The sequence below is a fragment of the Mucilaginibacter sp. P4_C11 genome (assembly GCF_056402115.1).
In genome coordinates this window covers 137,717-161,911 of the sequence record NZ_JBFUIA010000010.1, presented here as the reverse complement: position 1 = coordinate 161,911, position 24,195 = coordinate 137,717, and the positions used below count along the sequence as shown (strand labels likewise).

The 24,195-nt window shown below is 44.2% G+C and carries 19 protein-coding genes and 1 tRNA gene; 2 read left to right on the top strand and 18 right to left on the bottom strand.

What is annotated here, in order from left to right; all coding sequences use genetic code 11:
• Positions 1 to 4 precede the first annotated feature (4 nt).
• From AC1DU2_RS11575 to AC1DU2_RS11530, 10 genes are all read right to left on the bottom strand, one after another.
• Positions 5 to 1,684: a GMC oxidoreductase gene (locus AC1DU2_RS11575; RefSeq protein ID WP_477359670.1), complete on the bottom strand. Its 1,680-nt coding sequence runs from the start codon at positions 1,682 to 1,684 to the stop codon at positions 5 to 7.
• Positions 1,685 to 1,913: 229 nt separating this feature from the next.
• On the bottom strand, positions 1,914 to 3,629 hold the full coding sequence (locus AC1DU2_RS11570) for a GMC oxidoreductase (protein ID WP_477384519.1): 1,716 nt from the start codon (positions 3,627 to 3,629) through the stop codon (positions 1,914 to 1,916).
• Between the two features lie 3 nt (positions 3,630 to 3,632).
• The gene (locus tag AC1DU2_RS11565) at positions 3,633 to 4,187 is read right to left on the bottom strand and encodes a gluconate 2-dehydrogenase subunit 3 family protein (protein WP_477384517.1); all 555 of its coding nucleotides are present in this window, start codon (positions 4,185 to 4,187) and stop codon (positions 3,633 to 3,635) included.
• A gap of 172 nt (positions 4,188 to 4,359) precedes the next feature.
• Positions 4,360 to 5,268, bottom strand: coding sequence for a sugar phosphate isomerase/epimerase family protein (locus tag AC1DU2_RS11560; RefSeq protein WP_477384515.1), 909 nt, complete (start codon positions 5,266 to 5,268; stop codon positions 4,360 to 4,362).
• 143 nt (positions 5,269 to 5,411) lie between these two features.
• Positions 5,412 to 6,941 carry a TolB family protein gene (locus AC1DU2_RS11555; protein ID WP_477384513.1) on the bottom strand — a complete coding sequence of 510 codons (1,530 nt, stop codon included), beginning with the start codon at positions 6,939 to 6,941 and terminating at the stop codon, positions 5,412 to 5,414.
• 285 nt (positions 6,942 to 7,226) lie between these two features.
• Positions 7,227 to 7,955, bottom strand: coding sequence for a (Fe-S)-binding protein (locus tag AC1DU2_RS11550; protein WP_090647326.1), 729 nt, complete (start codon positions 7,953 to 7,955; stop codon positions 7,227 to 7,229).
• A gap of 9 nt (positions 7,956 to 7,964) precedes the next feature.
• A complete protein-coding gene (locus AC1DU2_RS11545; protein ID WP_477384511.1) occupies positions 7,965 to 9,290 on the bottom strand; it encodes an MFS transporter in 1,326 nt (441 codons plus the stop codon).
• A 155-nt stretch (positions 9,291 to 9,445) separates the two neighbouring features.
• Complete coding sequence (locus AC1DU2_RS11540) at positions 9,446 to 11,914, bottom strand: glutaminase family protein (protein ID WP_477384509.1); 2,469 nt, start codon at positions 11,912 to 11,914, stop codon at positions 9,446 to 9,448.
• A gap of 326 nt (positions 11,915 to 12,240) precedes the next feature.
• Complete coding sequence (locus AC1DU2_RS11535; RefSeq protein ID WP_477384507.1) at positions 12,241 to 12,702, bottom strand: DUF4268 domain-containing protein; 462 nt, start codon at positions 12,700 to 12,702, stop codon at positions 12,241 to 12,243.
• 35 nt (positions 12,703 to 12,737) lie between these two features.
• Positions 12,738 to 13,079, bottom strand: a complete 342-nt coding sequence (locus tag AC1DU2_RS11530; RefSeq protein WP_477359694.1) for a hypothetical protein — start codon at positions 13,077 to 13,079, stop codon at positions 12,738 to 12,740.
• 214 nt (positions 13,080 to 13,293) lie between these two features.
• Here AC1DU2_RS11530 and AC1DU2_RS11525 point away from each other — a divergent pair.
• Positions 13,294 to 13,375 (top strand) — tRNA-Leu (locus AC1DU2_RS11525).
• Positions 13,376 to 13,491: 116 nt separating this feature from the next.
• Entirely contained in the window at positions 13,492 to 14,592 is a 1,101-nt protein-coding gene (locus tag AC1DU2_RS11520) for a zinc-binding metallopeptidase family protein (protein WP_477384505.1), read from the top strand.
• A 191-nt stretch (positions 14,593 to 14,783) separates the two neighbouring features.
• Here the strand turns inward: AC1DU2_RS11520 and AC1DU2_RS11515 are convergent, their stop codons facing one another.
• The 8 genes from AC1DU2_RS11515 to AC1DU2_RS11480 form a co-directional block, all read right to left on the bottom strand.
• Positions 14,784 to 16,127 carry a GntP family permease gene (locus AC1DU2_RS11515; protein ID WP_477384503.1) on the bottom strand — a complete coding sequence of 448 codons (1,344 nt, stop codon included), beginning with the start codon at positions 16,125 to 16,127 and terminating at the stop codon, positions 14,784 to 14,786.
• A gap of 3 nt (positions 16,128 to 16,130) precedes the next feature.
• Complete coding sequence (locus tag AC1DU2_RS11510) at positions 16,131 to 17,453, bottom strand: glycerate kinase type-2 family protein (RefSeq protein WP_477384501.1); 1,323 nt, start codon at positions 17,451 to 17,453, stop codon at positions 16,131 to 16,133.
• Positions 17,454 to 17,615: 162 nt separating this feature from the next.
• Entirely contained in the window at positions 17,616 to 18,554 is a 939-nt protein-coding gene (locus AC1DU2_RS11505) for a glycoside hydrolase family 43 protein (RefSeq protein ID WP_477384499.1), read from the bottom strand.
• A gap of 2 nt (positions 18,555 to 18,556) precedes the next feature.
• Positions 18,557 to 19,756, bottom strand: a complete 1,200-nt coding sequence (locus tag AC1DU2_RS11500) for a Gfo/Idh/MocA family protein (RefSeq protein WP_477384497.1) — start codon at positions 19,754 to 19,756, stop codon at positions 18,557 to 18,559.
• The gene (locus AC1DU2_RS11495) at positions 19,757 to 20,773 is read right to left on the bottom strand and encodes an FAD:protein FMN transferase (protein WP_477384495.1); all 1,017 of its coding nucleotides are present in this window, start codon (positions 20,771 to 20,773) and stop codon (positions 19,757 to 19,759) included. It lies immediately after the preceding gene.
• A 120-nt stretch (positions 20,774 to 20,893) separates the two neighbouring features.
• Positions 20,894 to 21,934 carry a DUF6807 domain-containing protein gene (locus tag AC1DU2_RS11490; RefSeq protein WP_477384493.1) on the bottom strand — a complete coding sequence of 347 codons (1,041 nt, stop codon included), beginning with the start codon at positions 21,932 to 21,934 and terminating at the stop codon, positions 20,894 to 20,896.
• A gap of 11 nt (positions 21,935 to 21,945) precedes the next feature.
• Positions 21,946 to 23,301 carry a Gfo/Idh/MocA family protein gene (locus AC1DU2_RS11485; protein WP_477384491.1) on the bottom strand — a complete coding sequence of 452 codons (1,356 nt, stop codon included), beginning with the start codon at positions 23,299 to 23,301 and terminating at the stop codon, positions 21,946 to 21,948.
• Between the two features lie 197 nt (positions 23,302 to 23,498).
• Positions 23,499 to 24,095 carry a short chain dehydrogenase gene (locus AC1DU2_RS11480; RefSeq protein ID WP_477384489.1) on the bottom strand — a complete coding sequence of 199 codons (597 nt, stop codon included), beginning with the start codon at positions 24,093 to 24,095 and terminating at the stop codon, positions 23,499 to 23,501.
• Positions 24,096 to 24,195 lie beyond the last annotated feature (100 nt).

Sequence of the window (24,195 nt, the reverse complement as noted above, 5' to 3'; positions counted from 1 at the left end):
TTTGTTAGATCTCGTTTTTCTTTAATGCTTCAACTGCGTAGTTGGCTGCACGGGCTGTCAGCGCCATGTAAGTAAGCGATGGATTTTGGCATGCGGCAGATGTCATACAAGAACCATCGGTAACAAATACGTTTTTTGCATCCCAAACCTGGTTCCACTGGTTAAGTACGGATGTTTTAGGATCGCGGCCCATACGTGCGGTACCCATTTCGTGAATACCACGGCCCAGGAATGGGTTTGTGCTATGAGTTTGCACGTCTTTAACACCTGCGGCTTCCAACATTGCCTTGCCTTCGGCTTCCATGGCAATACGCATCTTTTTCTCGTTATCTTTCAGTTCGGCATCAATAGCAACCACATTGAGGCCCCATTTATCTTTTTTGGTTTTATCAAGGGTTACTTTATTTTCATGATATGGAAGCGTTTCGCCAAAGCCTCCCATACCTACCTGCCATGTACCTGGTTCGGTAATAGCATTTTTATAAGCGCTGCCAATGTTCATTTCTGCAATATCCCTGCTCCAACCTTCGCGGCTCGCGCTGCCCTGGTAACCAAAACCGCGAATAAAATCGCGTTTATCGCCGCCAAGGTTTGCAAAGCGAGGAATATAAAATCCGTTTGCACGGCGGCCAAAGTAATATTTATCTTCAAAACCTTCATATCTGCCAGATGCACCAACACCTAAGTGATGATCCATCAGGTTGTGGCCAAGTTCGCCGCTGCTGCTGCCCAAACCGCCATCCCAAACGTCAGTTGCCGAATTCATCAAAATCCAGGCTGAGTTAATTGTTGATGCATTTACAAAAACAATTTTTGCAAAATACTCATAGGTTTGGTTGGTTTCGGCATCCAGTACTTCAACACCTTTGGCTTTTTTGCTATCCTTATCGTACAGAATTTTTGTAACAATAGACCATGGCCTTACAGTTAAATTACCTGTAGCCATAGCGGCCGGTAACGTAGCCGATTGTGTGCTAAAGTAGGCACCAAACGGGCAACCCAACCAGCATTTGTTACGGTACTGGCAATTAGTACGGGCATTATGCGGTACAGTGATATTGGCGGTACGGCCAATGATCATATCCCGGGCCTCTTTATAATGATCTTTTAATCTTTTAGCAACATCTTTTTCAACCACATTCAGCTCCATTGGCGGCATAAAATCGCCATCCGGAAGAATTGCAAGGCCATCTTTGTTACCAGATATACCTGCAAATTGCTCGGCATAGCTATACCATGGCGCTATATCTTTATAACGGATAGGCCAGTCAACAGCAATACCATCTTTCAAGTTGGCTTCAAAATCAACATCGGCCCAGCGGTACGATTGCCTACCCCACATTAATGAACGGCCGCCTACATGATAGCCACGAAACCAGTCGAATCTTTTGGTTTCTGTGTAAGGGCTGTCTTTATCGCTGGCCCAATAATCAAGGTTAACCTCGTTTAGTGGATAATCGCGTTTTAAAACAGGGTAATCGTCAATCATTTTTTGTGTACGGCCACCACGGTGGGTAAACTCCCATGGGTCTTTAGTAGCGTTCACATAATCTTTTATATGTTTGATATCGCGCCCGCGTTCAAGCATAATGGTTTTTAAACCCTTTTGTGTCAGTTCTTTGGCAGCCCACCCACCAGATATCCCCGAGCCGATGACAATAGCGTCATAAGTATTTGCAGACATACAATTATATTAGGTTGTTAAATTTTGTTTATTACTTGGTTATTCCGTTTAAATGTATGAATAAAAATTATTTTACAAATAAATTTTCATTGTGTTTTTTTTACACATTGAGGCCTCACCCTGCCCTCTCCAAAGGAGAGGGTTCTGAAACGCCTAAATAAAGATCATCAAAACACTTACCTAGATAATCAAAAGTCCTCTCCTTTGGAGAGGACTTAGGTGAGGCTTCTTATATGTTCCCCTTTTTCATTTCATTCACCGCATAATCAGCTGCCCGTGCGGTAAAGGCCATGTAGGTAAGCGATGGATTTTGACATGAGGTTGAGGTCATGCAGGCTCCATCGGTTACAAATACGTTTTTTACCGCATGCATTTGGTTCCATTTATTAAGCACCGATGTTTTGGGGTCGTTACCCATCCTGGCGCCGCCCATTTCGTGAATATCAAGTCCTGGCGCGCGGTTATCGGTACTGGCTTTTATATTGGTAAAACCCGCAGAGGTAAACATTTCTGTCAACTGCTCTACATAGTCTTTCTTCATCTTCTCGTCGTTATCATCATAGTCAACCGATATTTTCAGTTGCGGTATCCCCCATTGGTCTTTTAACGTTTTATCAAGGGTTACATAGTTGCTCTCTTTGGGTATGGTTTCGCCCATCATATGCGATCCTACTTTCCAGCTGCTCAGGTTATCCTTAACCAGGTTATCCTTCAGGCCGTTACCAACACCGTCCCATGGGCGCTGCTGGTAACGGTACGCGCTGAAGCCAGAAGCATACCCGCGTAAAAAATTAGTTTCCTGCTTATAAACGTTACGGAAACGTGGAATATAACCACCACCGGCCGGGTTACGGCCATCGGTCGTCCATTCCTTTTCGCCATCATACTCGGCCCCAATGTGTGCCGAATAATTGTGGAAGGCAACGTATTTGCCCAATACCCCACTATCATTACCCAAGCCGTTAGGGAACCGATGCGAAGTTGAATTTAATAATACCAGGTTGGTATTTAAAGCCGCTGCATTTACAAAAATGATATCTGCAAAATATTCAATCGCTTCTTTTGTATTGGTATCGATTATGCGAACGCCACTTGCCTTACCTTTTTTCTCGTCGTAAATAATCTCCTGTACAACAGAAAATGGACGTAAAGTAGCATGACCTGATTTTAATGCCCATGGAATAGTAGAAGCATTTGCGCTAAAGTAACCGCCAAACGGGCAGCCACGCTGGCACAAAATGCGTTCCTGGCATTGCACACGGCCCTGATCTAAGTGAATTGGGTTTGGTTTAGATAAATGCGCGCAACGTGCACTTATTACATGCCGGTTACTGTATTTACTTTTCACATGCTTGCTAAAGTAAGTTTCAACCGCATTTAAGGGGAAAGCAGGCAAAAACTCGCCATCGGGCAATTCTGCAAGGCCATCCATGTTACCAGAAATACCTGCAAATTTTTCAACGTAACTATACCATGGGGCAATATCCTTATACCGGATGGGCCAATCAACAGCAAAACCATCACGGGCCGGGCCCTCAAAATCAAATTCGCTCCAGCGCTGTGTTTGGCGGGCCCAAAGCAGCGATTTACCGCCTACCTGGTAACCACGGATCCAATCAAACGGTTTCTCCTGTACATAAGGGTGATCGTTATCCTTTACAAAAAAGTGAGCGGCATCTTCGCCAAAAGCATAACAGCGGTTTACTATAGGGTTGGCTTCTTTTATGGCCACCGGCAGTTCGCCGCGGTGCTCAAACTCCCAGGGGTACATATTGGTAGTGGGGTAATCTTTAATATGCTTTACATCGCGGCCCCGTTCCAGTATCAGCGTTTTAAGGCCCTTGTCTGTAAGTTCTTTAGCAGCCCAGCCACCACTCATCCCCGAGCCAATCACTATTGCATCAAATGTTCTGTCTTTAACGTTATCTATATTTAAATTAGCCATTATTTATGCTGATTGCTTTTGTTTGTATGGAAAACGGGCATTATAACGACCCGGTACAAGTTCATACACTACTTGTTTGGTCATGAAATATTTAGACGTTACATAACCATTTACAGTTTGCCTTTTTATGATCCCGTAAAATGATTTGAGCTCTTTTGAATTTGCCGTACTTTTCTCGTCCTTATCATTTTCGATGCTCAATAACACGTCTTCGCGCTGTTTTTGGCTTAAATCCGAAAAAGGTTTATCATATTTATTTTTGACAGCATCCGTAAACTGCCCCATACCAGTCACGAATGCCTGCTGATCTTCTTTTTTGTAGCAATCATCCAGCATCTTGAATACGAATAAATGCAGATTCAGATCCCTTGCACCAGGTGTTGTTGTTTTTGGTATAATAGTTTCAGCAATGCCGCCCACCAGCTTTTCCTGATCGGCGCTGATTTCAACATTTTTAAGCGTTAAAGAGGCCTTTCCTTCCGTTCGGTGGCATGCAGGAAGCAGTACAGCGCCGCCTATTACCAAAGCCAAATTTTTTATTACAGTACGCCTGTGCATGTTAAGTAAATTGTTTTAGCAGTCTCAATTTATTCACCTTAAGTATGGCGGGCAATCAAAACTCATCTGTGTATTTATTTATAAACGGTTGTCAAACTTAATAATTTTAGCATCTAAAATTAGCCGCCTCAAAAATTAAATCCGTTGGTGGTGGTAAGTTACCCTTATACTATCAATAACCCCATTTTTTCATGATTTGTAAATCAATTTTTACACTCTCTACCGGATCTTTGCCCTGATAGGCCTCCTGCTCGATAATAAAAAGCGAAGTGCCACCTTTTTTGCTGCCAGCCTTTACAATCTCTTTTACCGGCATAATACCCTGGCCTAAAATACAGCTCTCGGTATCGTCGCCGCCATGTGGGGCTACCTTTATTTCATCTTTAACGTGCATCGACTCAAACCTGCCGGGATATTTATTAATAAAATCAAGAGCGTGCCCGCCCGTAGTTAACATATTGCCGATATCTATTTGTTGCGCAACCAGGGCGGCATCGGTATTTTGAATGATATAATCATACAGGGTAATATCACCAACTTTGGTGCTGATCTCGAAATTATGGTTATGATAACCAAATTTCATCGACGATTTTTGGCACAGCTCACCGCATTTGTTAAACTGCTCCATGGCGCGTTTCAGGGCATCCATATCCGTACGCACTTTTTCATCAAGCCATGGACTTATTACAAATTTTTGTCCCATCGTGGCTGCATCTTCTACTGTATATTTCCAGGCATCGGTAAAATCTTTTTTTGATTCGTCCCAGTGTTGCGCTGTCATTACGGTATGGCCGCTTGGCATTTTTAGCGTTAAATCTTCCAATATCTTTTTAAACTCCTTTGCCGGGAAGCCATAAAACTTTCGGTCGATGTAATTAGCATGCTCTACATGATGATATCCCGCATCTGCAATCTTCTTCAACGTCCCCTTGGGGTCAAGCTTCATAGCGTCACGTACACTGTAAAGCTGCACACCTACCCTTTCGAGTTTTTTGGGTGCGGCAAATAAACTTTCGGGTAAAAGGGTAGCGCCGGCAACTGCCAGGGCGCCTGTTTTTAAAAATGATCTGCGTGTAGTCATAGTTTTTGGGTTAGAATCAAGAGACAAGAATCAAGAGTCAAGATAGAAGTAATTCGGTCTAAATTGAAATCTCTTTCTATATTCTAATCTCCGGGTTCAAATTAATAATTTATAATTTCTTGAATCTTAACTCTTGATTCTTCTTATTTACCTATCGGGAATACGGGGAACAATAAATCTGAATTGCTTACAAAAGCAAGATGTTTGCTATCCGGCGCCCATGATGGGGTGTTGATAGTACCTTGCCCGCCGTATAAGTATGCTACAACTTTTGACGGACCACCAGCTGCCGGCATTACCCTTAAAAATACATGCTTATAAAAGGGATGATCACCGGGGGCTACCTCGTTTTTAAGGAAAGTTATATACACAATCCACTTGCCATCGGGCGAAATATGCGGAAACCAATTGTTGTAATCGTCATTGGTAATTTGCGTTTGTTCGCTGCCGTCGGCTTTCATACGCCAAACCTGCATCAGCCCGCTGCGTACCGAATTAAAGTAGATGTATTTTCCATCCGGGGTATACTCGGGGCCATCATCCAAACCGGGGGTATTAGTCAACCGTTCTTCGGGGCCGCCGGCCGACGGGATGCGGTACACATCGTACTCTTTGTTTCTTTCGCCGCAAAACACGATATACTTACCATCGGGCGACCAGCCATGCATATAGCTTGCGCCAACGCCGGTAGCAGTAATCCGTTTTGCCTGGCCTCCTGTTACAGGTACGGTATACCCTATAGAAGGGCCGCCATCGCCACTGCTTATCACCAATTGCCTGCCATCAAATGAAAGTACGTGATCATTATTGTTGTTTTTTGCCGGCGCAGTATTTAATGCAATTGGCGTATTGGTTTTAAGATCATATTTATAAAGCGAGCCTTCACTGTTGTAGATTAACGATTTGCCATCCTTCATCCAGTTGGGTGCCTGCAATGAGCGCGGCGACTGGTAAATGATGGTGCTATTTTGCGTATCCAAATCCAGCAGCTCTATACTGCTGCCAAGGTATTGTTTGTAAGGCACCAATGTTGCCGGCGCCGGAACTACAATCCGCACATTACTAAAAGTGGCTTTTTCGGTAACATCTGCATTGTGCGAGCAAATGAAAATGCCTACATAAATATCGTCGCCCAGGTCAAGATCGCCTACTTCTTCGGTGACAAATAAGTCGCCTTTACGGGCTACCGACATGGTGTATGTATGGCCCTTACGCTCTAACTGGATAACATCTGCCGCAGTGATACTTGCTTTTTTCTCCTCGGTAATGCCGCTAACCGTTTTGCGATACTGCAACGAGGTAAGGCCATCGCCATGAACAACCGCATTAATGTGCTTTGAATTACTATCCAGCGTGCTACGTACCATAAGGCCTACCTTACGGTGCAGCTCAACACCTTTGCCAATAAAGGCAGCATTGGTGCGCAGTATAAAATCGCCTTTCACGCGTTTCCATACAAAATGAAAATCATCATGCGAGGCCCAGATGTTTTGGCCCGATCCGCTAAGCTGATATTGCTGGGTTTTAACATCATATTGCGCGCCGCCGGGATGTTTAATGGTACCTACATCGGTTTGATTATCGAATATGCCGAGCCCCTGAGCCTGAACTTTTTGATTGAAAAAGGCAAGGCACAACAAAAACGCTGCGGAACAGAAGATCTTACTTAGCATTAGTTTGGTGTTTAAGTTACACTATTAATTGGCTTTACTAAGGTATGAAAATCGTTTGCATTTTCAATAATACTATTTTACCATCAAGGTATTTTTTTAGTATCGGGAAATAAGAAAGGGATTACCACCATTGTTGCCCGCTCGCAGCATTATACGAGCGCCCGGACATACGGCGGCTCATTATACATTGACAGTTTCCGACTGGGTTGTAATGTCTTTCAGAATCACGGATTCTATTGCAAAATCCGACAAGCAAACTTACCTTAAATCACTGTTAACATAAGTTTACACATTCCCCCACCCCAACGCCAGCACATCGGCCAGGTGAATTGTACGGATAGGTAAGCTGTTTTTATCGATGTAGGTTTGCAGCTGCATCAGGCATGAAGCATCTGTCGAGATGATATATTCTGCACCGGCCGCTAAAGCATTATCTACTTTTTGTTGCGCCATAGCTGTAGATATAGCTTCAAACTTAACGGCAAATGTGCCGCCGAAGCCACAACAGGTTTCGTTATCTTTTAGTTCGAGCAGCTCCAGGCCTAACACTTTGGAGAGTAACTGCCTTGGCTCTGTCCTGATCTTGCACTCACGCAACGCGGCACAACTATCGTGGTATACGGCTTTACCATCCAGCTCCGCGCCGAAGTAATCAAACTGGAGGATGTTTACCAGGAAATCCGACAGCTCATAAATATTACCTTGTATGGCCCGGCATTTATTGTGCAGGGCCGTATTGGTAAATAAATCGTTATAGTAATTTTTTACCATGCCTGTACACGAAGCCGATGGCGTAACGATGACGCTATCTTCCGAAAAATCATTCAGGAACTTACTGCCCACCGCTTTGGCATCGTCCCAAAAACCGGCGTTAAAGGCAGGTTGTCCGCAGCAGGTTTGGTTAGGGTTAAAACTCACCTTACAGCCTGCCTTTTCCAGCACTTTTATAGTATTAAAAGCAGTATCAGGAAATAATTGATCTACAAAACATGGTACAAACAGCTCTATCTTCATCGGCACAAATTATTCGGCGCTAAATTCCACATTTTTTTGAATGCTTTTTTCGGCTTTCAGCAAAGAAAACAATAAAATCAATCCAACTATAAAAAATATAGCTAATACCAACACCGAATTGCGCGGACTGCCCGTTATTTCTTCAAAAAAACCGAAGCTGAATAAACCACCAACTATAGCCAACTTCTCAGTAACATCATAAAAGCTAAAGAAAGATGCGGTATCTGGAATATTTTCGGGCAGATATTTGGAATACGTTGACCGCGACATGGATTGAATGCCCCCCATTACCAAACCAACAATTACTGCAATAATATAAAACTGGCTATGGGTTTTGGTGTAATAAGCGGCAATACAAACCATTATCCAAATGATAACCGTACCAATCAAAACCCTGACGTTGCCATATTTACCAGATAACCTTGACATTAGCGTTGCGCCGGCAATGGCAACAAGCTGGATAATGAGGATAATGGTAATTAAAGCTGATGTATCCATTTTTAATTCCTTGGCCGCAAAGCCTGTTGCCACCAGCATAATTGTTTGTACCCCCATCGAGTAAAAGAAAAATGCCGGCAAAAACCTTTTGAGTAACGGCATCTCTTTTACTTTTTTCCAAACGTTGCCTAACTCAATAAAGCCGCCTTTGATTATATTATGATTATGTGGCACCGCATTGGGGCTTCCTTTGGGTAACACCACAAACGGTATAATAGCAAAGCCCATCCACCATAAACCAACCAGCAAAAACGATAAGCGGGGCGCAAAACTACCATCGGTAATCCCAAACCATTCTGGCTTTTTCACAAATACAAAACAAACTATCTGAAGCAATACACTACCGATATAGCCATAAGTAAAACCCTTTGCACTTACTTTATCCTGCATATCAACGGTTGCAATTTCGGGCAGATATGAATTGTAAAACACAAAGCCTCCGCTATAACCAATTGCCGCAAGGGCAAATGCAATAATACTTGCTTCAATAGGCTCATGAGGTTTAAAATAAAACAAATAACAGCACGACAACGAACCTAGAGCTGTAAAAAATTGCATAAAAAGCTTTTTATTACCCTTGTAATCGGCTATCGACGACAATATGGGTAATAATAAAACCATGATCATGTAGGCCGTTGCCAAAGCATAATCTGATAATGCCGTGTTTATAAAACTTTTGCCAAAAAAGGTGACCCTGTTTCCGTTAGCCGGATTGGCGGTTATAGCCACATAATACGCCGGAAAAATTGTTGAGGTGATGACCAGGTTATAGGCAGAGTTGGCCCAATCAAAAAATGCCCAGGCCCGGATGGTTTTCTTGTTATTCTTGGTTTCCATTGATACTTTAAAAGTAGGAAAAAGAGTCAAGAATCAAGAGTCAAGACAGGATTTTATTGTAGCAAATGCAAGTAAACATGTCATTGCGGGCTTAACGTCCACAATGACATGCAAAAATGGTTTTGGTCTTGATTCTTGATTCTTGGCTCTTAACTCTATTTCACCGTTGGTTTCCACTTTTCCTGTAGCTCTTTGATAAAGTATCCGCCTACAACGCTGCGTGCCTGAAAACCTACCTGTTTACCATCAGTAGTTTCGTGCCAATCGCTTAGCGGTACGCGGGTTGGGGTTTCCATAGCGTATTTGTAAACAGGGGCAACAAGGGTTTTAAAATCGTCGTTACTTTTGGCCAGGGTGGCTGTCCATATGATCCAATCGCTTTTGGTATAAGTTTTACGGCTATCCAGTGGTAAACCAAATTCGTTTTGTTTGGTAAGATAAAATTTAACCTCGCGGTCATAAACCGATTGCGGGAACAGGTTTAAGCCCAGGATTTTATCCCATACAATATTATATTTCTGGCTCCAGGTTTCCGGCTTTTCAAAAACCAGCGAGTAATGATCACCGGCATCGGCAAGTTTCATCCATTTGACAACCATTTCTTTGGCTATAGCCCTGTATTTGGCACCCGTGGCTTTATCGCCCATTAAATCGGCAAGATGAGCATAACAGCCTACTCCTACTATGGCTTTGGCAGATAAGTTTGCATTGCGTGCCAGGTGACCCGCAAAATCATCGGTACACAACTGGTTGGCCGGATCGCCGCCTTCACGAACCAGGTAGTTAGTCCATGCGGTTAAAGTTTTCCAATGCTTTTTAGCATAGGCTGGGTTATTGCCATTTGCTTTAACAATAGCCGCTGTAAGCGCCAGCATATTGCCCGACTCTTCAACCGGCATGCCTTCGCCATAAGTTTGACCGTTTGCCAGCGGATAAGTACCTAAGTCATGCGCCGCAAAATCATGCGGAAACTTCCCGGTTTCGCTGAAATAGAAAATCCCATTCAGCATGCCTTCCATCAGTTTTGGATTGTAGATGAGGAATAATGGCGCCGATGGATAAGTTACGTCAACTGTGTTAATAGATCCGTTGCTGAAATTCTCTTTCGATAAAAATAAGATTTCGCCCTGCGGGCTTTTTACCAATATATGAGCGCTTATTGCCTGGCGATAAGCCAACACACACAGTTTAGCATATTTATCGCCACCTGCTTTTAAAGCATCGTGATACATCAGTGCGTTAAAAGCCGCGCAGTTTTTAGTAATCACGGGGTAATCGGTAGCTGCTTTGGCCAGTAACTGATCAATAGTTTTGATTTGCGCGTTTTGCCAGTATGGTTTTAAGTTTACATGAAAGTACTGAACGGGCGTAATATCATCGTAGCCCAATTCAACAAAATGTTCAACCGCTGTTTTACCCACTTTACCAAAAGGTACCACCGTATTCAGTACCACGTCTGTACCTTCTTTAACGGTTGATTTACCATCGTTTTTAAAAAACGAAGTCACGGCTTCGTCACCTGTGCTGATGTACTGTGTGGCAGCAGCCGATTTTGGCGCTGCAACATACATGTATCCCCAGTCTATCCGTAAATCGTCGCCGCGTTTTTGTAAAATGGGCTGCTCAACAGTTCCTGCTTTTAACACCGTCAAAGTGCTTGTTTCATACTTTTGAGTTGTAACCGGCTGTGATGGTTTGTTACGGGCAATATCCGCAGATGCGCCTAAATAAACTTGTACGTTATGTGCCTGGCCGTTATTTGATTGTACACTGTAAGTAATGTACGATATTGGCCGTGCCATCAAATCAAGGTTATTCATTAACAAAGGTGATGTAAACGTTACTTGCAAATCAATTTTGCCGCATTTAAATGCGTACATGGTTTGGGTTGCCGTAACCTCAACATGGGTTTGTTTAGCTACCTGAATATCGGCATGTTGTGTAGGTTTTAGTTCATCAGCAAAGCCGGCATCAAGGGCAGCACCGCCACCGGTATTGGTGCAATGTAAAGCCAATATGTTTTCGCCCTCTTTCAGTTTACCGGCTACATCATTCTTAAGCGCCATCATTTGCAAATCGCCATTGGCGCCGCTGCTTACGTTTATTTTTTCGCCGTTAAGGTATACTTCGGCTTCATCATCATGGTGAAGTTTCAGGAACAGTTTATTAATGTCTGCTTTATGGAAGGTAAACACGCGGCGCACCCAAATATCTCGGCTTGTCCATACTGTTTTACCTTGTTTGGGGTCGTCGCTAAAAGGGGCTGTACCCGTTTTCCATGCAGCATCGTCAAATTTTTCATCGGCCCAGTTATCTGACGGTTTCGTTTCGGTATACTTTACTTCGTAAGGTTTTTCATCGCCGCCGGCTACCAGGGTTTTGTAGTGTACCGGCTCTTTACCCATAAAACGGTAAACCTCGCCATCCACCTTTATCAGGCCCAATAGTGATTGATCTTTTCCTGTCCAGTGGTGAGTTGTTGATTCATTTAAATCATCAGTAGACGACCAGATGCTGAAGTACGGATTGTGCGTAATAAGCGGATAAGCCGGTGCCTTAACATCCTGCGCCCGGGCAAACAGCCCCAAAATTGAAATACAAACGGTTAATGGAAACCTCTTCATGTGTTTTAGTAGTGTTATTATATAGATTGATAAGTACCAACGGTAAATATTTGGTTTTCTTTTCAATTAATAACCGCTTTTAAAAAAAAGCGTCAAATAGACGATTAATTGATACGAATTGTAGAAAGTGGGCTTCGGATGGGCTTCGGATATGCAGATGGGCTACGGATGTGCAGATTTCAAATTCCAGATGTGCAGATGAAAGATTGTCAGAGTCAGAATTTTCAGAATTTAAGAATTAACAGAATTTAATCCGTCATTTAATATCATCCCCTCATCTGAAATTTGAAATCTGCACATTTGAAATCTGAAATCTGCCCTACCACCTACTTAAACAAATCGAAGCTATAACTTGCGGTGCTCCAGAAATCATCTAAGGCGATGATCCTGGGCTTAAAAAAGGAGATTAGGGCGGGCCAGTCGTTTTGATTAAATACGCTTACGTTGGGCAGCGTTTTGATGATGCGGCTTACCGTTTTGTTATTATCGTCGGTAGTGTGCAGCAGCCAGTCCCATTCCTCGCCTATGCTGGCGTCAAATACTAATTTAAGTTCTTTAAACTGATCAAAAACCAGTTCTTGTATGCCCAAATCGGGGTTCGAAATTTCGATACCTATAAATGCCGACCTTTTATCGGCCTGCATTTTAAAATGCAGGTGCTTGATGCCGGTTTTATAATTAACCCAGTTAATGCGTAAACCATCGGCCGATGGTTGCGGCGCAATATACTGGCCAAAAACCGTCCAGAATGCCTGTTTAATTTGTGATGCCTGATCGCGCGAGTACAATAGTTGTTATATTTATTACGCAGCGAATTTATAGATTATTTTGTGCTTTGTATAAACGCTACCACCTGCGCCTGTTCATTTGCCGAAAGGGGCCCGCCGGTATAATCCCACTTTAATTTGTTGTTATCGTAGGTCAGCCTCCCTAAAAAAGCCGGGTTAAGTACATCTTCTACCAGCGGAAGGCTGTCCCCTATTTCGGGCGCTATCTCCTGCAGCTCCAGTAAGTGGGCCACGCCATGGCTGTCGCCTTTATACAAGGCATAAACGCCCGTAAAATCAAGACTGTTGTTTGATGATTGGGTTTGTACCGGTTCAATGATAATGTTTACTTGATTTCCGTTGTCTTTATTAATTTGATAGCTTACTGTGCGTGGCATAGTTTAGTTTTTTTTATAGTTGTATTACAAGTTAGCGCGGAAATTGTTCGCGCCGGTAAGTCATCAAAAGAAACTAAATTGGGGTACCTGCCGCTTTTTTTATTGGTGATATTAATTTAACAACAAAGTAATGAGGCAGATAAACAAAAAACTGAAATTATGTTTTATAATTTAGCTTAAAACACTATCTTTGCGACCTGTTAAAAATCCTAATGCGGAAGTGGCGTAATTGGTAGCCGCACCAGACTTAGGATCTGGCGCCGCGAGGCGTGGGGGTTCGAGTCCCTTCTTCCGCACAGCAGTTAAAGCCCGATCAATTTGATCGGGTTTTTTGTTTAAATATTAAAAACCCACCGCCCTATAATCTGTTAACTCACAAGCTATTCAACATTGAACAGCCTTAATACAGATTATGAAATTGTTTAAATGTACCAACTGTAGTCAGCTATTATATTTTGAAAACAGTATATGCGAATGTTGCAAAAGTCCTCTGGGTTTTATTGCCGGCGATCTGAACCTGGCCACGCTTGTTCAGGATAACAATGCTGTTTACCGTTTGCACAGCAATAAAAAGCCGTTATTGGGCGGCCTAATGAGCAATAAAAAGCAATTGTTTAAATATTGCAAAAACCATGAGTTTGATGTTTGCAACTGGCTGATACCGGCTGATAGCCCCAATATATTTTGCCGCGCATGTGAATTAAACCACATTGTGCCCAATTTGGCCGACCCCGATCATTTAAGACAGTGGCGATTGATAGAATTTGCCAAGCACAGGCTTATTTATACCTTACTGCAAATGAAACTTCCCCTGGTAAGTAAAATTCAGGATGCAGTAAAAGGCCTGAGTTTTGATTTCCTTACAGAGGCCGATGCCGCTCAACAGGTTTTAACAGGGCATGAAGATGGCCTAATTACGCTGAATGTTGATGAAGCTGATGATGATAAACGCGAGTTATCGCGCAAACAAATGAACGAGCCTTATCGTACTTTATTGGGCCATTTCAGGCACGAAGTGGGGCATTACTACTGGGACAGGCTAATAGATAACAGTGCATTTATTGACGAATACCGCCAATTATTTGGCGATGAACGCCAGGATTACGCCCAGGCACTTGAACGGAATTACAGCCAGGGCCCACCCGCTGATTGGAACTTAAACTTCATTAGTACGTACGCAAGTTCGCACCCATGGGAAGACTGGGCCGAAACCTGGGCACATTACCTGCACATTATGGATACGCTTGAAACCGCCGATTCCTTCGGGATGACGGTATCTCCCCGCCTTGCCGATAAAAAAAGCAACTTAAAGGCTATCATCAATGTGAGCCCCTATCAGCAACAAAGTTTTGAAACCTTGCTTAATTTATGGCTACCATTAACCTTTGCCATGAACAGCATGAACCGCAGCATGGGCAACAAGGATTTGTACCCTTTTGTAATTCCGCCAAAGGTTGTAGAAAAACTAAGTTTTATACATAAGATTTGCTATGCATCAAAGGTAAGTTATTAAAGGAGATCGCTTTAAAACACTGCTGAATCAAATCAACTTACAAGACAAAAGCTTAATTTTGAAGGAATTGAAGTGATTAGATTTTCCATCGACACCAATGGGTTGGCAAATATTCAAGCCATGGTGTCGATGGTTTGCGTATTTTTGCTCATTGCATCAATAAACGGCAAACGCGGTTCTTTCTCAAACTTCTATTTAAACATGCTAAAGAGTACCCAAATTAAAAGTTGTACCGTGAGCCCCATAAGTAAAGTAGCCACGCTGTATACCTTCAATGTGGAAGCAGTGTCCAGGTTAGAAAAACGGCTGATTACCCAGAAATAGGCGTCGTTGGCATGACTTATCACCATGCTTCCTGCCCCCATGCTCAATATAGTTAGTGTAAGCCCCATTGGCGACGATAAACCTAAATTTGAAAGTAACGGTGTAACCAGCGAAGATGCGGTAATAACAGCAACTGTTGACGATCCCTGGGCTGTTTTTAAAATGGCAGCAATCAGGAATGGAAAGAAAATACCTAAGGACAGTCCGCTCAACATGCCGCCCAGGTTTTTTCCCATCCCGGTAGCCTGCAACATTTCGCCGAACATACCGCCGGCCGCAATAATAGCCAGAATCATGCCCGCCTTGTCTACCCCCTCTGTAAGCCAATGATTCAAATCTTTCTTAAATGGTTTTTGAACAAGTTTAAAAGAGGCAACAATTCCAATAGCCAGCGCCATAACCGGTTCGCCCACAAACGAAATCATTTGCAGGTAACCGTTTTGAACCATCAACGCAGGTGCAATAAAAATTGGCATTACCGATTTACAAGCGATTAAGACAATTGGTAAAAGCACAGGCAGGAAAGAAAATGATACGGGCGGCAGCTGTTTTGTCTCAACGGGAATAACTTCGGGCTCGATGTATTCATATTCAACTTTGCTCCCGCGCCACACACTCCAGATATACCCAACGAATGCGGCTGGTATAGCAACTAAAATACCCCAGAGCATCACTTTGCCCAAATCGCCACCTGCTGTACCTACTGCTGCCGTAATACCCGGATGCGGCGGCACCAGGCAGTGCACCGCGTACAGCGACGTTGCCAAAGCAGCAGCCATAACCGGCATCCTGTTGTGAGCTTTTTTTACAAGCGAATGGTTTAAACCGCTCAAAATGATAAAAGCACTATCACAAAAAATGGGGAAGCCGATTATAATACCGGTAAGTGTAATGGCGATTGGTGCATTTTCCTCTTTAACTACCCGTAAAATATAATTCGCCATGCTCATGGTTGCGCCGGTTTTCTCCAGTATTATCCCCAAAGTGGTACCCAAGATAATAAGCAACCCTATTTTTTCCATGGTATGCCCAAAACCGGTTTTAAGCGCAGTTACTATTTCTATCAGCGGTAAGCCGCTGAATAAACCAACCCCTAAGGCGGCTACTAATAGCGTAAAAAAGGCATTTACTTTTTTATACGCTGTAAACCATATAATAAAACCAATGCTGGCAATCAGAAGAAAAAGCAGATAGTACGTATTTATCATCATACTTTATTTTACAATGGCTATCATAATATCCATTACATTGGTTTGTGTTGGCCCGGTTATGATTAAGCTATTGGTTTGTTCAAAGAAGTGGTACGCATCATGTTTCATTAAGTAGTCTTCTATCGACAATCCGTCGTGCAAAACCCGGATTAAAGTATCATTGTCAACAACCGCTCCTGTTGCATCAGTTGGCCCATCTGTTCCATCGGTACCTCCGCTTAAAATGGTAATTTCATCAGAAATATTTTGTTGATGCAGCTTATTCAGCTCATTTAACGCAGCCAATGTAAAATGCTGATTGCGGCCACCTTTTCCTGTGCCCGTTACTTTGACGGTTGTTTCGCCGCCTTGTAATATACAAACCGGTTTCGGCCCTTTATATTGACGGGCAAATTCCACCAGCGTTTTTGCTTCTATCTCTGCATCTCCGGTTATCAAATGATCCACTACCTGTACATGATACCCTAATTTTTTTGCCATGTAGGCTGCTTCCAGCACGGCCATTTTATTATTCCCGATAATCCGGTTGACTGTATTGAGAAAAAGAGGATCTCCTGGTTTAGGTGTATCCTTAATTATTCCTTTAATGCCATCCTCAATATGTTGTGTGATGCTTTGCGGTAATAGGGATAATAGCTTATACTTTTCAAGGATAGCCTTTGCATCCTCAAAAGTGGAGGCATCGGGAACAGTGGGCCCGCTGGCAATTACCTCCAGGTCATCTCCCGGCACATCGCTTATAATGAACGAAAAAACCGCGGCTCCGCCACAAACTCTAACAAGTTGGCCACCTTTAAAGTAAGACAAATGTTTACGAACCGTATTGATTTCATGAATAGCGGCCCCTGATTTTATTAACTGGTCAAACGTTGTTTGTACTTCCTTCAATGTTGCTCCCGGCGGCAAATCGCACCATAAGGCCGATGCACCACCGCTTAACAGGCAAATCACTATGTCATCTTTTGTTGCTTTTTTAAGCAGTTTTATGGTTTGAGTAACAGCATTAACACAATTTTCATCCGGCACGGGGTGTGCCGCTTCAATAATTCTTATGTTAGAAGTGGGCAAGGCATGACCATATTTAGTTGTAACCAGCCCCTCGCTAATGTACTCACCCAAAATCATTTCGGTTTCCACGGCCATCGCAACCGCAGCTTTCCCTGCCCCTACCACATAAATATGAGAGATGGAGTTTTTGGGGAAGACCACGCCTCCGATACTCAATGAATCCTTGCTTACAGATAATTGTTGCCGTAACAACTGCCCGGGCTGTACCGCGGATACAGCTGATCTGAAAATTTGAATCGCATGCTTTTCTTCAATCATAAAACATTTACCATGTAAAAAAAAAACGCCCTTCTCAGCTATCAAGAAGCCTCCAAATTACGGAGCATTTTATTTTTAAACGAAAGATTTATAGCATAGTGTTTATAAAACTTGCTACCCTTTTAAGCCAATAAAAAAAATATCCTGGGACCTGTCCCAAAGTCAATGTTTAATTTGCAGGTAATGGAAAGTACCAGGCACTACAGAAATAACAGCCGGGTTTTGACCGGAAAGGGATAGCTTGACAACTGCTGTTTTTCGCTGACCAACGCTGTTTTCTGAACTGTGGGTATGAAAAACATAAAACAGTTCCCCATCTTTTGTGGTAAACAAGTCGCCGTGCCCGCTGCCGTTCCGCCCGGTGTTTTTCCTGCTCAGTACCGGGTTCCCCGCATATTTAGTCCATGGTCCGGTTGGGCTGGCAGATGTGGCATAACCCACCGCGTAATCAATGTTTCTAAAATCGTTAGCAGAATAAAACAGGTAATACAGGTTATTAATTTTAGTTACCGTCGGTCCTTCTGCAACCGGCCAGTTGGCAGCTGCAGTATTTTCCCACCCCTGGTCAGCATGAATACATTCCATCAGCGTCGAACTGTCAATATCACTCAAGTCATCCTTCAACCGTGCCACATAGATACGGTTACTCCTATCTAACCGGACATGATAGAGGTACAACTTTCCATCGGCATCTTTAAAAATAAACGGGTCGATCTGCTTCCCCGGCTCCGTGATTGGTTGATGCACACGCTGGATAAAAGGCCCGAGAGGGCTGTCGCTCACCGCAATGGCAATGTGCTCATCGGCGGCGTAAGCCATATAATATTTGCCGCGATACCTAAATACTTGCGGAGCCCAGAAGCTTTTTGAACCATAACTATCGCCCTTTAATAAAGCTGGTTTATCCGCTCGCTTCCAATTTTCAAGGTTCTTTGATGTATAAACCCCAAAGCCATCCGGGCTGCCTGTACCGTAGAGGTAATACGTGTGGTTGTCATAAAATACAGTTGGGTCGGCCAGCCTGATGGTATCCATCCGGCTTTGCGCGTTAGCAGTGCTGATTGCTCCCAGCAGCAAAAACATAAGCAATTGCTTTTTCATGCTCATCCAATTTTGTAATTACTATCCCAGCTACAAACCTTCTGACTGTACAATGCCTGGTTGGCCAGGTGCACGCTGATGGCGGTACGCGCACCGGTGAATACATTACTGTCGGGTAACTCTCTTCGCTTAATTTTCTGATAAAAATCGTTAAAGGCATACCAGGTTCCGTCTTTTGTGGCTTCCGGTAAAATGGGCGTCCCTCCTTCTTTGTTCCAGACGATGCGCGTTGCACCTGTCACACCGTCAACCGTTCCCTTTTCGCTCAGGAGCTTTTTTTCCGGGTAAAACATTCCCTGGTCTGTGAGCAGGGATACGGTGCCCAGTGTACCTTTAATCTTAAAAAGATATCCATCATGCGCATTGCCGCACATAGCCCCGAAATTGCCTATCAGGCCCGGGTCCGGGTAGCGCAGCATAAGCTGTACGTTGTCATAGGTTTCCCGGCCATCTTTAAAAACATCGATCCCTCCTGTTGCGAAAAACTCTTGCGGATGGGTATCAAAGGCCCAGTTGATAAAATCTATCTGGTGAGAAAGCAATTCGGCTACCAGCCCGCCTGAATATTCCCGGTACATCCGCCAGTTGATGGCCCGCTCCAGCGCCGGGTTGGGTACCGGGCGCCGCCAGTTGCCATTACGGTCCCATCGGCAGTCAACCTGGGTCACCTTGCCCAGGTAGCCTTTATGAATCATTTCCTTCACCCGGTAATATAAAGGAGAATAACGGTACTGGTGACCCACCTGCAAAACTTGTTCATTACGGCCATGCATCAGTGTCACCAGATCCAGCGCCTGGTCAATTGTATAGGTCATCGTTTTTTCCAGGTATAAATGCCTGCCGGAACGAATCACATCTGCCGCTACCGGGTAATGCAGGTATAGCGGTACGGCTACAATAACCGCATCTACCTCTTTATCATCCAACAGTTTTTTATAGTCGATATAAGTTTTTACCGTACCGGTTTTAACCAGCTTTTGTGCAGCTGTCAATCTAAAATCGAGCACATCGCACAAAGCAGTTATCCGGAATTGCTCAGGCATCCCGTTAAGGATGTTCATAATGCCGGTACCGCGATCTCCACAACCTATTACTGCTATTTTAATGGGCTCCCCGGCGGGTTGCAGGGCGCTCAGTTTATTGCCAATCAACAGCCCGCCGCTCAGCAGGCCGGTATTTTTCAGGAACGTTCTTCTTTCCATCTATTCAGTTTTGTGTTGATATCCCTTAAAAAAAGTACTTACAGTATCTGCAATACGACCATCGGGTCGCCGGTAAACCATATAAGCGCCCATATCTTTCCGTTTTGCTAAAAAAGCCAGGCTGCGCTGCAAACCCATGGCCATAAAACCATTATCATACCCATCGGCGGTGATGGCGTCCCTGGCGTACACGGTCACACTGATCATTTCGTTTTGAACAGGATAACCCGTAAGCGGGTCCATCAGGTGCGATACCTGTTTGCCCCCGGCCTCATGGTGCTTACGATAGTTACCCGAAGTGGTGATAGCGCCGTCGCCCGGCTCAATCACCTGTCGCATGGGCGCAGGATCCAAATCATCGCCGCTGATCCCCTCAATACCAACCCTAAATGGCTCGTTACCGGGTTTATGGCCTTTAATCCGCAGTTCGCCACCCAGTTCAATCAAATAGTCGTGGATATGATGCCACTCCAGCAAATCGGCCAGCAGATCGACCGAATACCCCTGGGCTATTCCATTCAAATCCAGCTGTACGCCGGGCACCGTCTTATATAAAAAATCCCCCTCCAGCCTTATTTTATTTGCACCCACCTGGCGCAGCAAATTTTTTACTTCTTCCTTGCCGGGCTCATGGTCGGATTTAAAAACACCAAAGCCCCAGGCGTCAACCAGCGGCTTTACAGTTGGATCAACCAGCCCGCCGGTAGCGTGGCTTATCTGCAAGGCGCGGCTTACAAGAACACGGAAAACATCATCAACGCGGATGCCTTTTTGCGAGCGGTTAAACCTGCAGATTAGCGATTGAGGCAGATAAAGCGATACCGATTTATCAAAACGTTGTAACAAGCTGTCCGTTTGCTGCTGACTGACCAGGCTATCAGGCGCATAATAAACAATACTATAGGTAGTACCCTGGGCGTAACCTTTTATTTCGAAAAGGCGCAACGATGGCTGTTTCCCGAAGGCACAACACAGCAACACCAAAACAACAATACCGGGTAGCCAATTATTTTTCATAGGTGCAGGCAAAGTTAAAAATTCCGGGTAAGGCTGCTGTAGCACCTCCATGTTTTATCCCCAAACCAATTCAATCAATAACTTGCTAAACGAGAATTTTTTTATCCTTCTTTGAATGAATTATTTCGCAAATTTCTCAGCTATCATATCAAGCTGTTTTGCACTAATCGTCTGCCCGCCATTCTCAATAACAACCCGATATTTAAAAGTCACCAACTCCCCTTTATTCAAATGCAAATTCTTGGATGATTTACCGTTGGTGAAAATCTTTTCACCCAGAGGATTAGCAGCAAATAATCCATACCCCCTCGCATGCCAAAAAGTAGGATAATTGAGGTTTTGGGGATGATCTATAATGGCAATACTTACCGAGTCGGCGCCCATTTTACCGTAAACTTTACACCATACACCGCGTGTGCTCCAGGCATCGTTGCCGGTTTTGCCGGCGCTGGTCAAATAATTGCCATTGGCCACTTTATCGGTACCAGCCTTCACTATCGTTACGTTGCCTTTGTCGTCGGTAAATTTTTGGTCTTCGGTGGCGGGCATTTGCAGGTCATGTGCCAGGCGCAGGCCAAGCAAGCCGTCTTTGGCATCCGTAAAAGTTGCGTCGACTATAGCCTTTAAAGTTGTAATACGGTCAATAATGCGCTGGTTACCTGTCCCGCTAAATTCAAACCGGGTGGTTTCTTCTAAAATAACGTCCTTCTGCTGGTTTGTCCAGTTTGCATGGTATGCCAATACGCCGGTTGCGCCGCTTTTGGTTTCCAACACCTTATCGGTACGAATCCAACCATACAAATTCTTTTTGTCTTGATGAATGGCGTAGGAGTTATTCCAAAAATCGAGCCCGTTCAGGTTTTCAAAATTAAACCAAAGGCCAATATGATGTGGATGATCTGTTGGGTCGCCTGGTTTAGGATCCAGCGGGAAACCACGGGTTACAACCGTGCCATTTGCTGCACGCAAAGGATACAGCACAGGTTTTTCCAGGCTATCAGGGTACAGGAAACTTGTAAACGGCTTGCCAGCGATAAAAACATCTACCTTATGCTCATTTTTTGACGCTACAACTTTTACCTGCTCGCTTTTCTGGGCCGCCGCGCTTGCAGCAAAAGCTATTGAGGCTATTACTAAACCTGTTTTTTTGAAGCTGTTCATGGTAATTGCCTTTAATATTTAAAAATCTTACCATTTGCCATTACCTCCTGGGTGCTTTCATCAAATGTAGCCTTAACACCAGTGTGTACGGCGGCATTGGTCATGATATTAGCGATAGAATGACTGTACCCTGCTTCAACCGGCGCATTGGGCTGCTTACGGCTGCGCACGCATTCCATCCAGTTGCGTACATGGTTGGAGGTAAGCACATCGCCGCCGGTGTTGGCCGATGCCACAACCTGCTGTGTATTTGCCAGGCTGATTTCGGGCAGCAGGTTGGCTTTCATGCCCATGGCCGCAGCCATTTTTTCTGTAAGCCCACCATTCGGCGATACCTTATTGGTAATCAGGTTCAGTTCTCCACCGTTGGAGTAGTATATTTCGGCGGGGTGTTCATCCCCGTTATGCATGCGTGAGCCAAATGTTACCTGGAAACCGGTTGACGGATCGTCCAACGGGCCATAATCAAAGGCAGCCAAAATAGTGTCCCAGTTACGGCGGCCATCCTTCCACATATAAATACCTCCGTTGGCAACCACGCTGCGCGGATGTTTTAGCCCTGTAAACCAATGTACAGTATCAATCTGGTGGCTCATCCACTGGCCGGCTAAGCCGGATGAATATGGCCAAAACAAACGATACTCCAAATATTTGCGTGGGTCGAAGGCCTCATATGGCCGGTTCATGATGAAACGTTTCCAATCGGTATCTTCCTCTTTTAACTTACTTAGCAATTCGGGCCGGCGCCAGCGGCCTGGCTGGTTAACGTTCCAGGTAAGCTCAACCATGGTAATAGGGCCAAATTTACCCGAGCGGATAAAATCATTGGCAGCGTGGTAATTATCCCCGCTTCTGCGCTGCGATCCTATCTGTACTATTTTTCCGGATTCCTTAACGGCTTTTAATGCTGCGCGGTTATCCTCCATCGTTTCGGCAAAAGGCTTTTCAACATAAGCATCGCAGCCGGCCTTTACCGCCTCAATGGCGTGACGGGCATGCTGAAAATCGGCGGTACTGATGAATACTGCGTCAACCGTTTTGCTATCGTACAACTCCTCGTTGTTTCTGTATGCCTTTACATCATGCTGCATTTTTTCTTTCCAGGTAGCTGCCCCCTCCTCTCGCCGGTATTTCCAGATGTCGGATACGCCAACCACCTCGAAGTTCAGTTCTTTACAGTGGTTCATAAAGCTGGGGATGTGCGAGCTTTTATGCCTGTCGGAGAAGCCGACAACACCAACCCGAACGCGGTCATTAGCACCAATAATGCGTTTGTAGCTTTTGGCGCTCCACGCATTTTTAGTGATCAATACACCTGTCCCGGCTATCGCGGCCTGTTTTATAAACGTACGACGAGAGTTTTCCATGCTGTTAGGTTTACTTGTTTTATAGTGTAGATAAAAATTGGTTTAAAACAGCGGCCTGGCACCGCTACCGTCAAATATCGAAGAAATCAGGTAAAAACCAGTATCCGGTTTGTAAGAAGCTTATTACAGAGCGGGACGGTACTTTAAAAATGGCGGGGATTATAGCCAGCCATTCGGAATTTGAAATAAATTTATTATCAAAAAACCTTATATACCTGCCCCGTTTGTGCTCCCAAAACACTTTTAACATAAGCCTGCGCAACCCGCGACATAGTTACCGGGATATGGCCGGGGAAGTACGGAAAATAACCGGGCGAATCTTCTACAACGCCCGGGCTTATGGTGTTTATACGTACACCATTTTCCAGCTCAATAGCAGCTGCTTTTACAAAAGCTTCAAGCGCACCGTTTACCGCACTTAAATTAGATCCTGATACAATGGGATCTTCACTTAAAATACCCGATGTTAAGGTAAAAGAGCCTTTAGGATTAATAAAACGCTGACCAGTTAAAACCAGGTTTACCTGCCCCATTAGTTTGCTATTGATACCTTTCATAAAATCGGCGTACGTCATAGTCGGTAGCGGTCCAAAATGCCCCTGGCCTGTGGTACTTACCAAGGCATCAAACCGACCGGTCTGCTCATAAAATTTTTCGATAGATTCGGGCGAGTTGATATCAACCTGTACGTCGCCGCTTTTGGAACCGGCAGTTATTATTTCATGATTGTTTTTTAAAGCTGCTGTAACGTGCTTGCCAAGTGTGCCACTGGCGCCCACAATGATTATTTTCATGATGATATTGTTTTGATATGTTAAAGATGACGAATATTTATGGCTGTAAACGATAGTACGATTGTAAAATCTGTCTCATTTCTGCACGTTCTTAAAAAAG

Bases quoted from the DNA above. Each gene is read 5' to 3' on its own strand.
- AC1DU2_RS11575 (WP_477359670.1), bottom strand. From the start codon at position 1,684: ATGTCTGCAAATACTTATGACGCTATTGTCATCGGCTCGGGGATATCT.
- AC1DU2_RS11570 (WP_477384519.1), bottom strand. From the start codon at position 3,629: ATGGCTAATTTAAATATAGATAACGTTAAAGACAGAACATTTGATGCA.
- AC1DU2_RS11565 (WP_477384517.1), bottom strand. From the start codon at position 4,187: ATGCACAGGCGTACTGTAATAAAAAATTTGGCTTTGGTAATAGGCGGC.
- AC1DU2_RS11560 (WP_477384515.1), bottom strand. From the start codon at position 5,268: ATGACTACACGCAGATCATTTTTAAAAACAGGCGCCCTGGCAGTTGCC.
- AC1DU2_RS11555 (WP_477384513.1), bottom strand. From the start codon at position 6,941: ATGCTAAGTAAGATCTTCTGTTCCGCAGCGTTTTTGTTGTGCCTTGCC.
- AC1DU2_RS11550 (WP_090647326.1), bottom strand. From the start codon at position 7,955: ATGAAGATAGAGCTGTTTGTACCATGTTTTGTAGATCAATTATTTCCT.
- AC1DU2_RS11545 (WP_477384511.1), bottom strand. From the start codon at position 9,290: ATGGAAACCAAGAATAACAAGAAAACCATCCGGGCCTGGGCATTTTTT.
- AC1DU2_RS11540 (WP_477384509.1), bottom strand. From the start codon at position 11,914: ATGAAGAGGTTTCCATTAACCGTTTGTATTTCAATTTTGGGGCTGTTT.
- AC1DU2_RS11530 (WP_477359694.1), bottom strand. From the start codon at position 13,079: ATGCCACGCACAGTAAGCTATCAAATTAATAAAGACAACGGAAATCAA.
- AC1DU2_RS11520 (WP_477384505.1), top strand. From the start codon at position 13,492: ATGAAATTGTTTAAATGTACCAACTGTAGTCAGCTATTATATTTTGAA.
- AC1DU2_RS11515 (WP_477384503.1), bottom strand. From the start codon at position 16,127: ATGATGATAAATACGTACTATCTGCTTTTTCTTCTGATTGCCAGCATT.
- AC1DU2_RS11510 (WP_477384501.1), bottom strand. From the start codon at position 17,453: ATGATTGAAGAAAAGCATGCGATTCAAATTTTCAGATCAGCTGTATCC.
- AC1DU2_RS11505 (WP_477384499.1), bottom strand. From the start codon at position 18,554: ATGAAAAAGCAATTGCTTATGTTTTTGCTGCTGGGAGCAATCAGCACT.
- AC1DU2_RS11500 (WP_477384497.1), bottom strand. From the start codon at position 19,756: ATGGAAAGAAGAACGTTCCTGAAAAATACCGGCCTGCTGAGCGGCGGG.
- AC1DU2_RS11495 (WP_477384495.1), bottom strand. From the start codon at position 20,773: ATGAAAAATAATTGGCTACCCGGTATTGTTGTTTTGGTGTTGCTGTGT.
- AC1DU2_RS11490 (WP_477384493.1), bottom strand. From the start codon at position 21,934: ATGAACAGCTTCAAAAAAACAGGTTTAGTAATAGCCTCAATAGCTTTT.
- AC1DU2_RS11485 (WP_477384491.1), bottom strand. From the start codon at position 23,301: ATGGAAAACTCTCGTCGTACGTTTATAAAACAGGCCGCGATAGCCGGG.
- AC1DU2_RS11480 (WP_477384489.1), bottom strand. From the start codon at position 24,095: ATGAAAATAATCATTGTGGGCGCCAGTGGCACACTTGGCAAGCACGTT.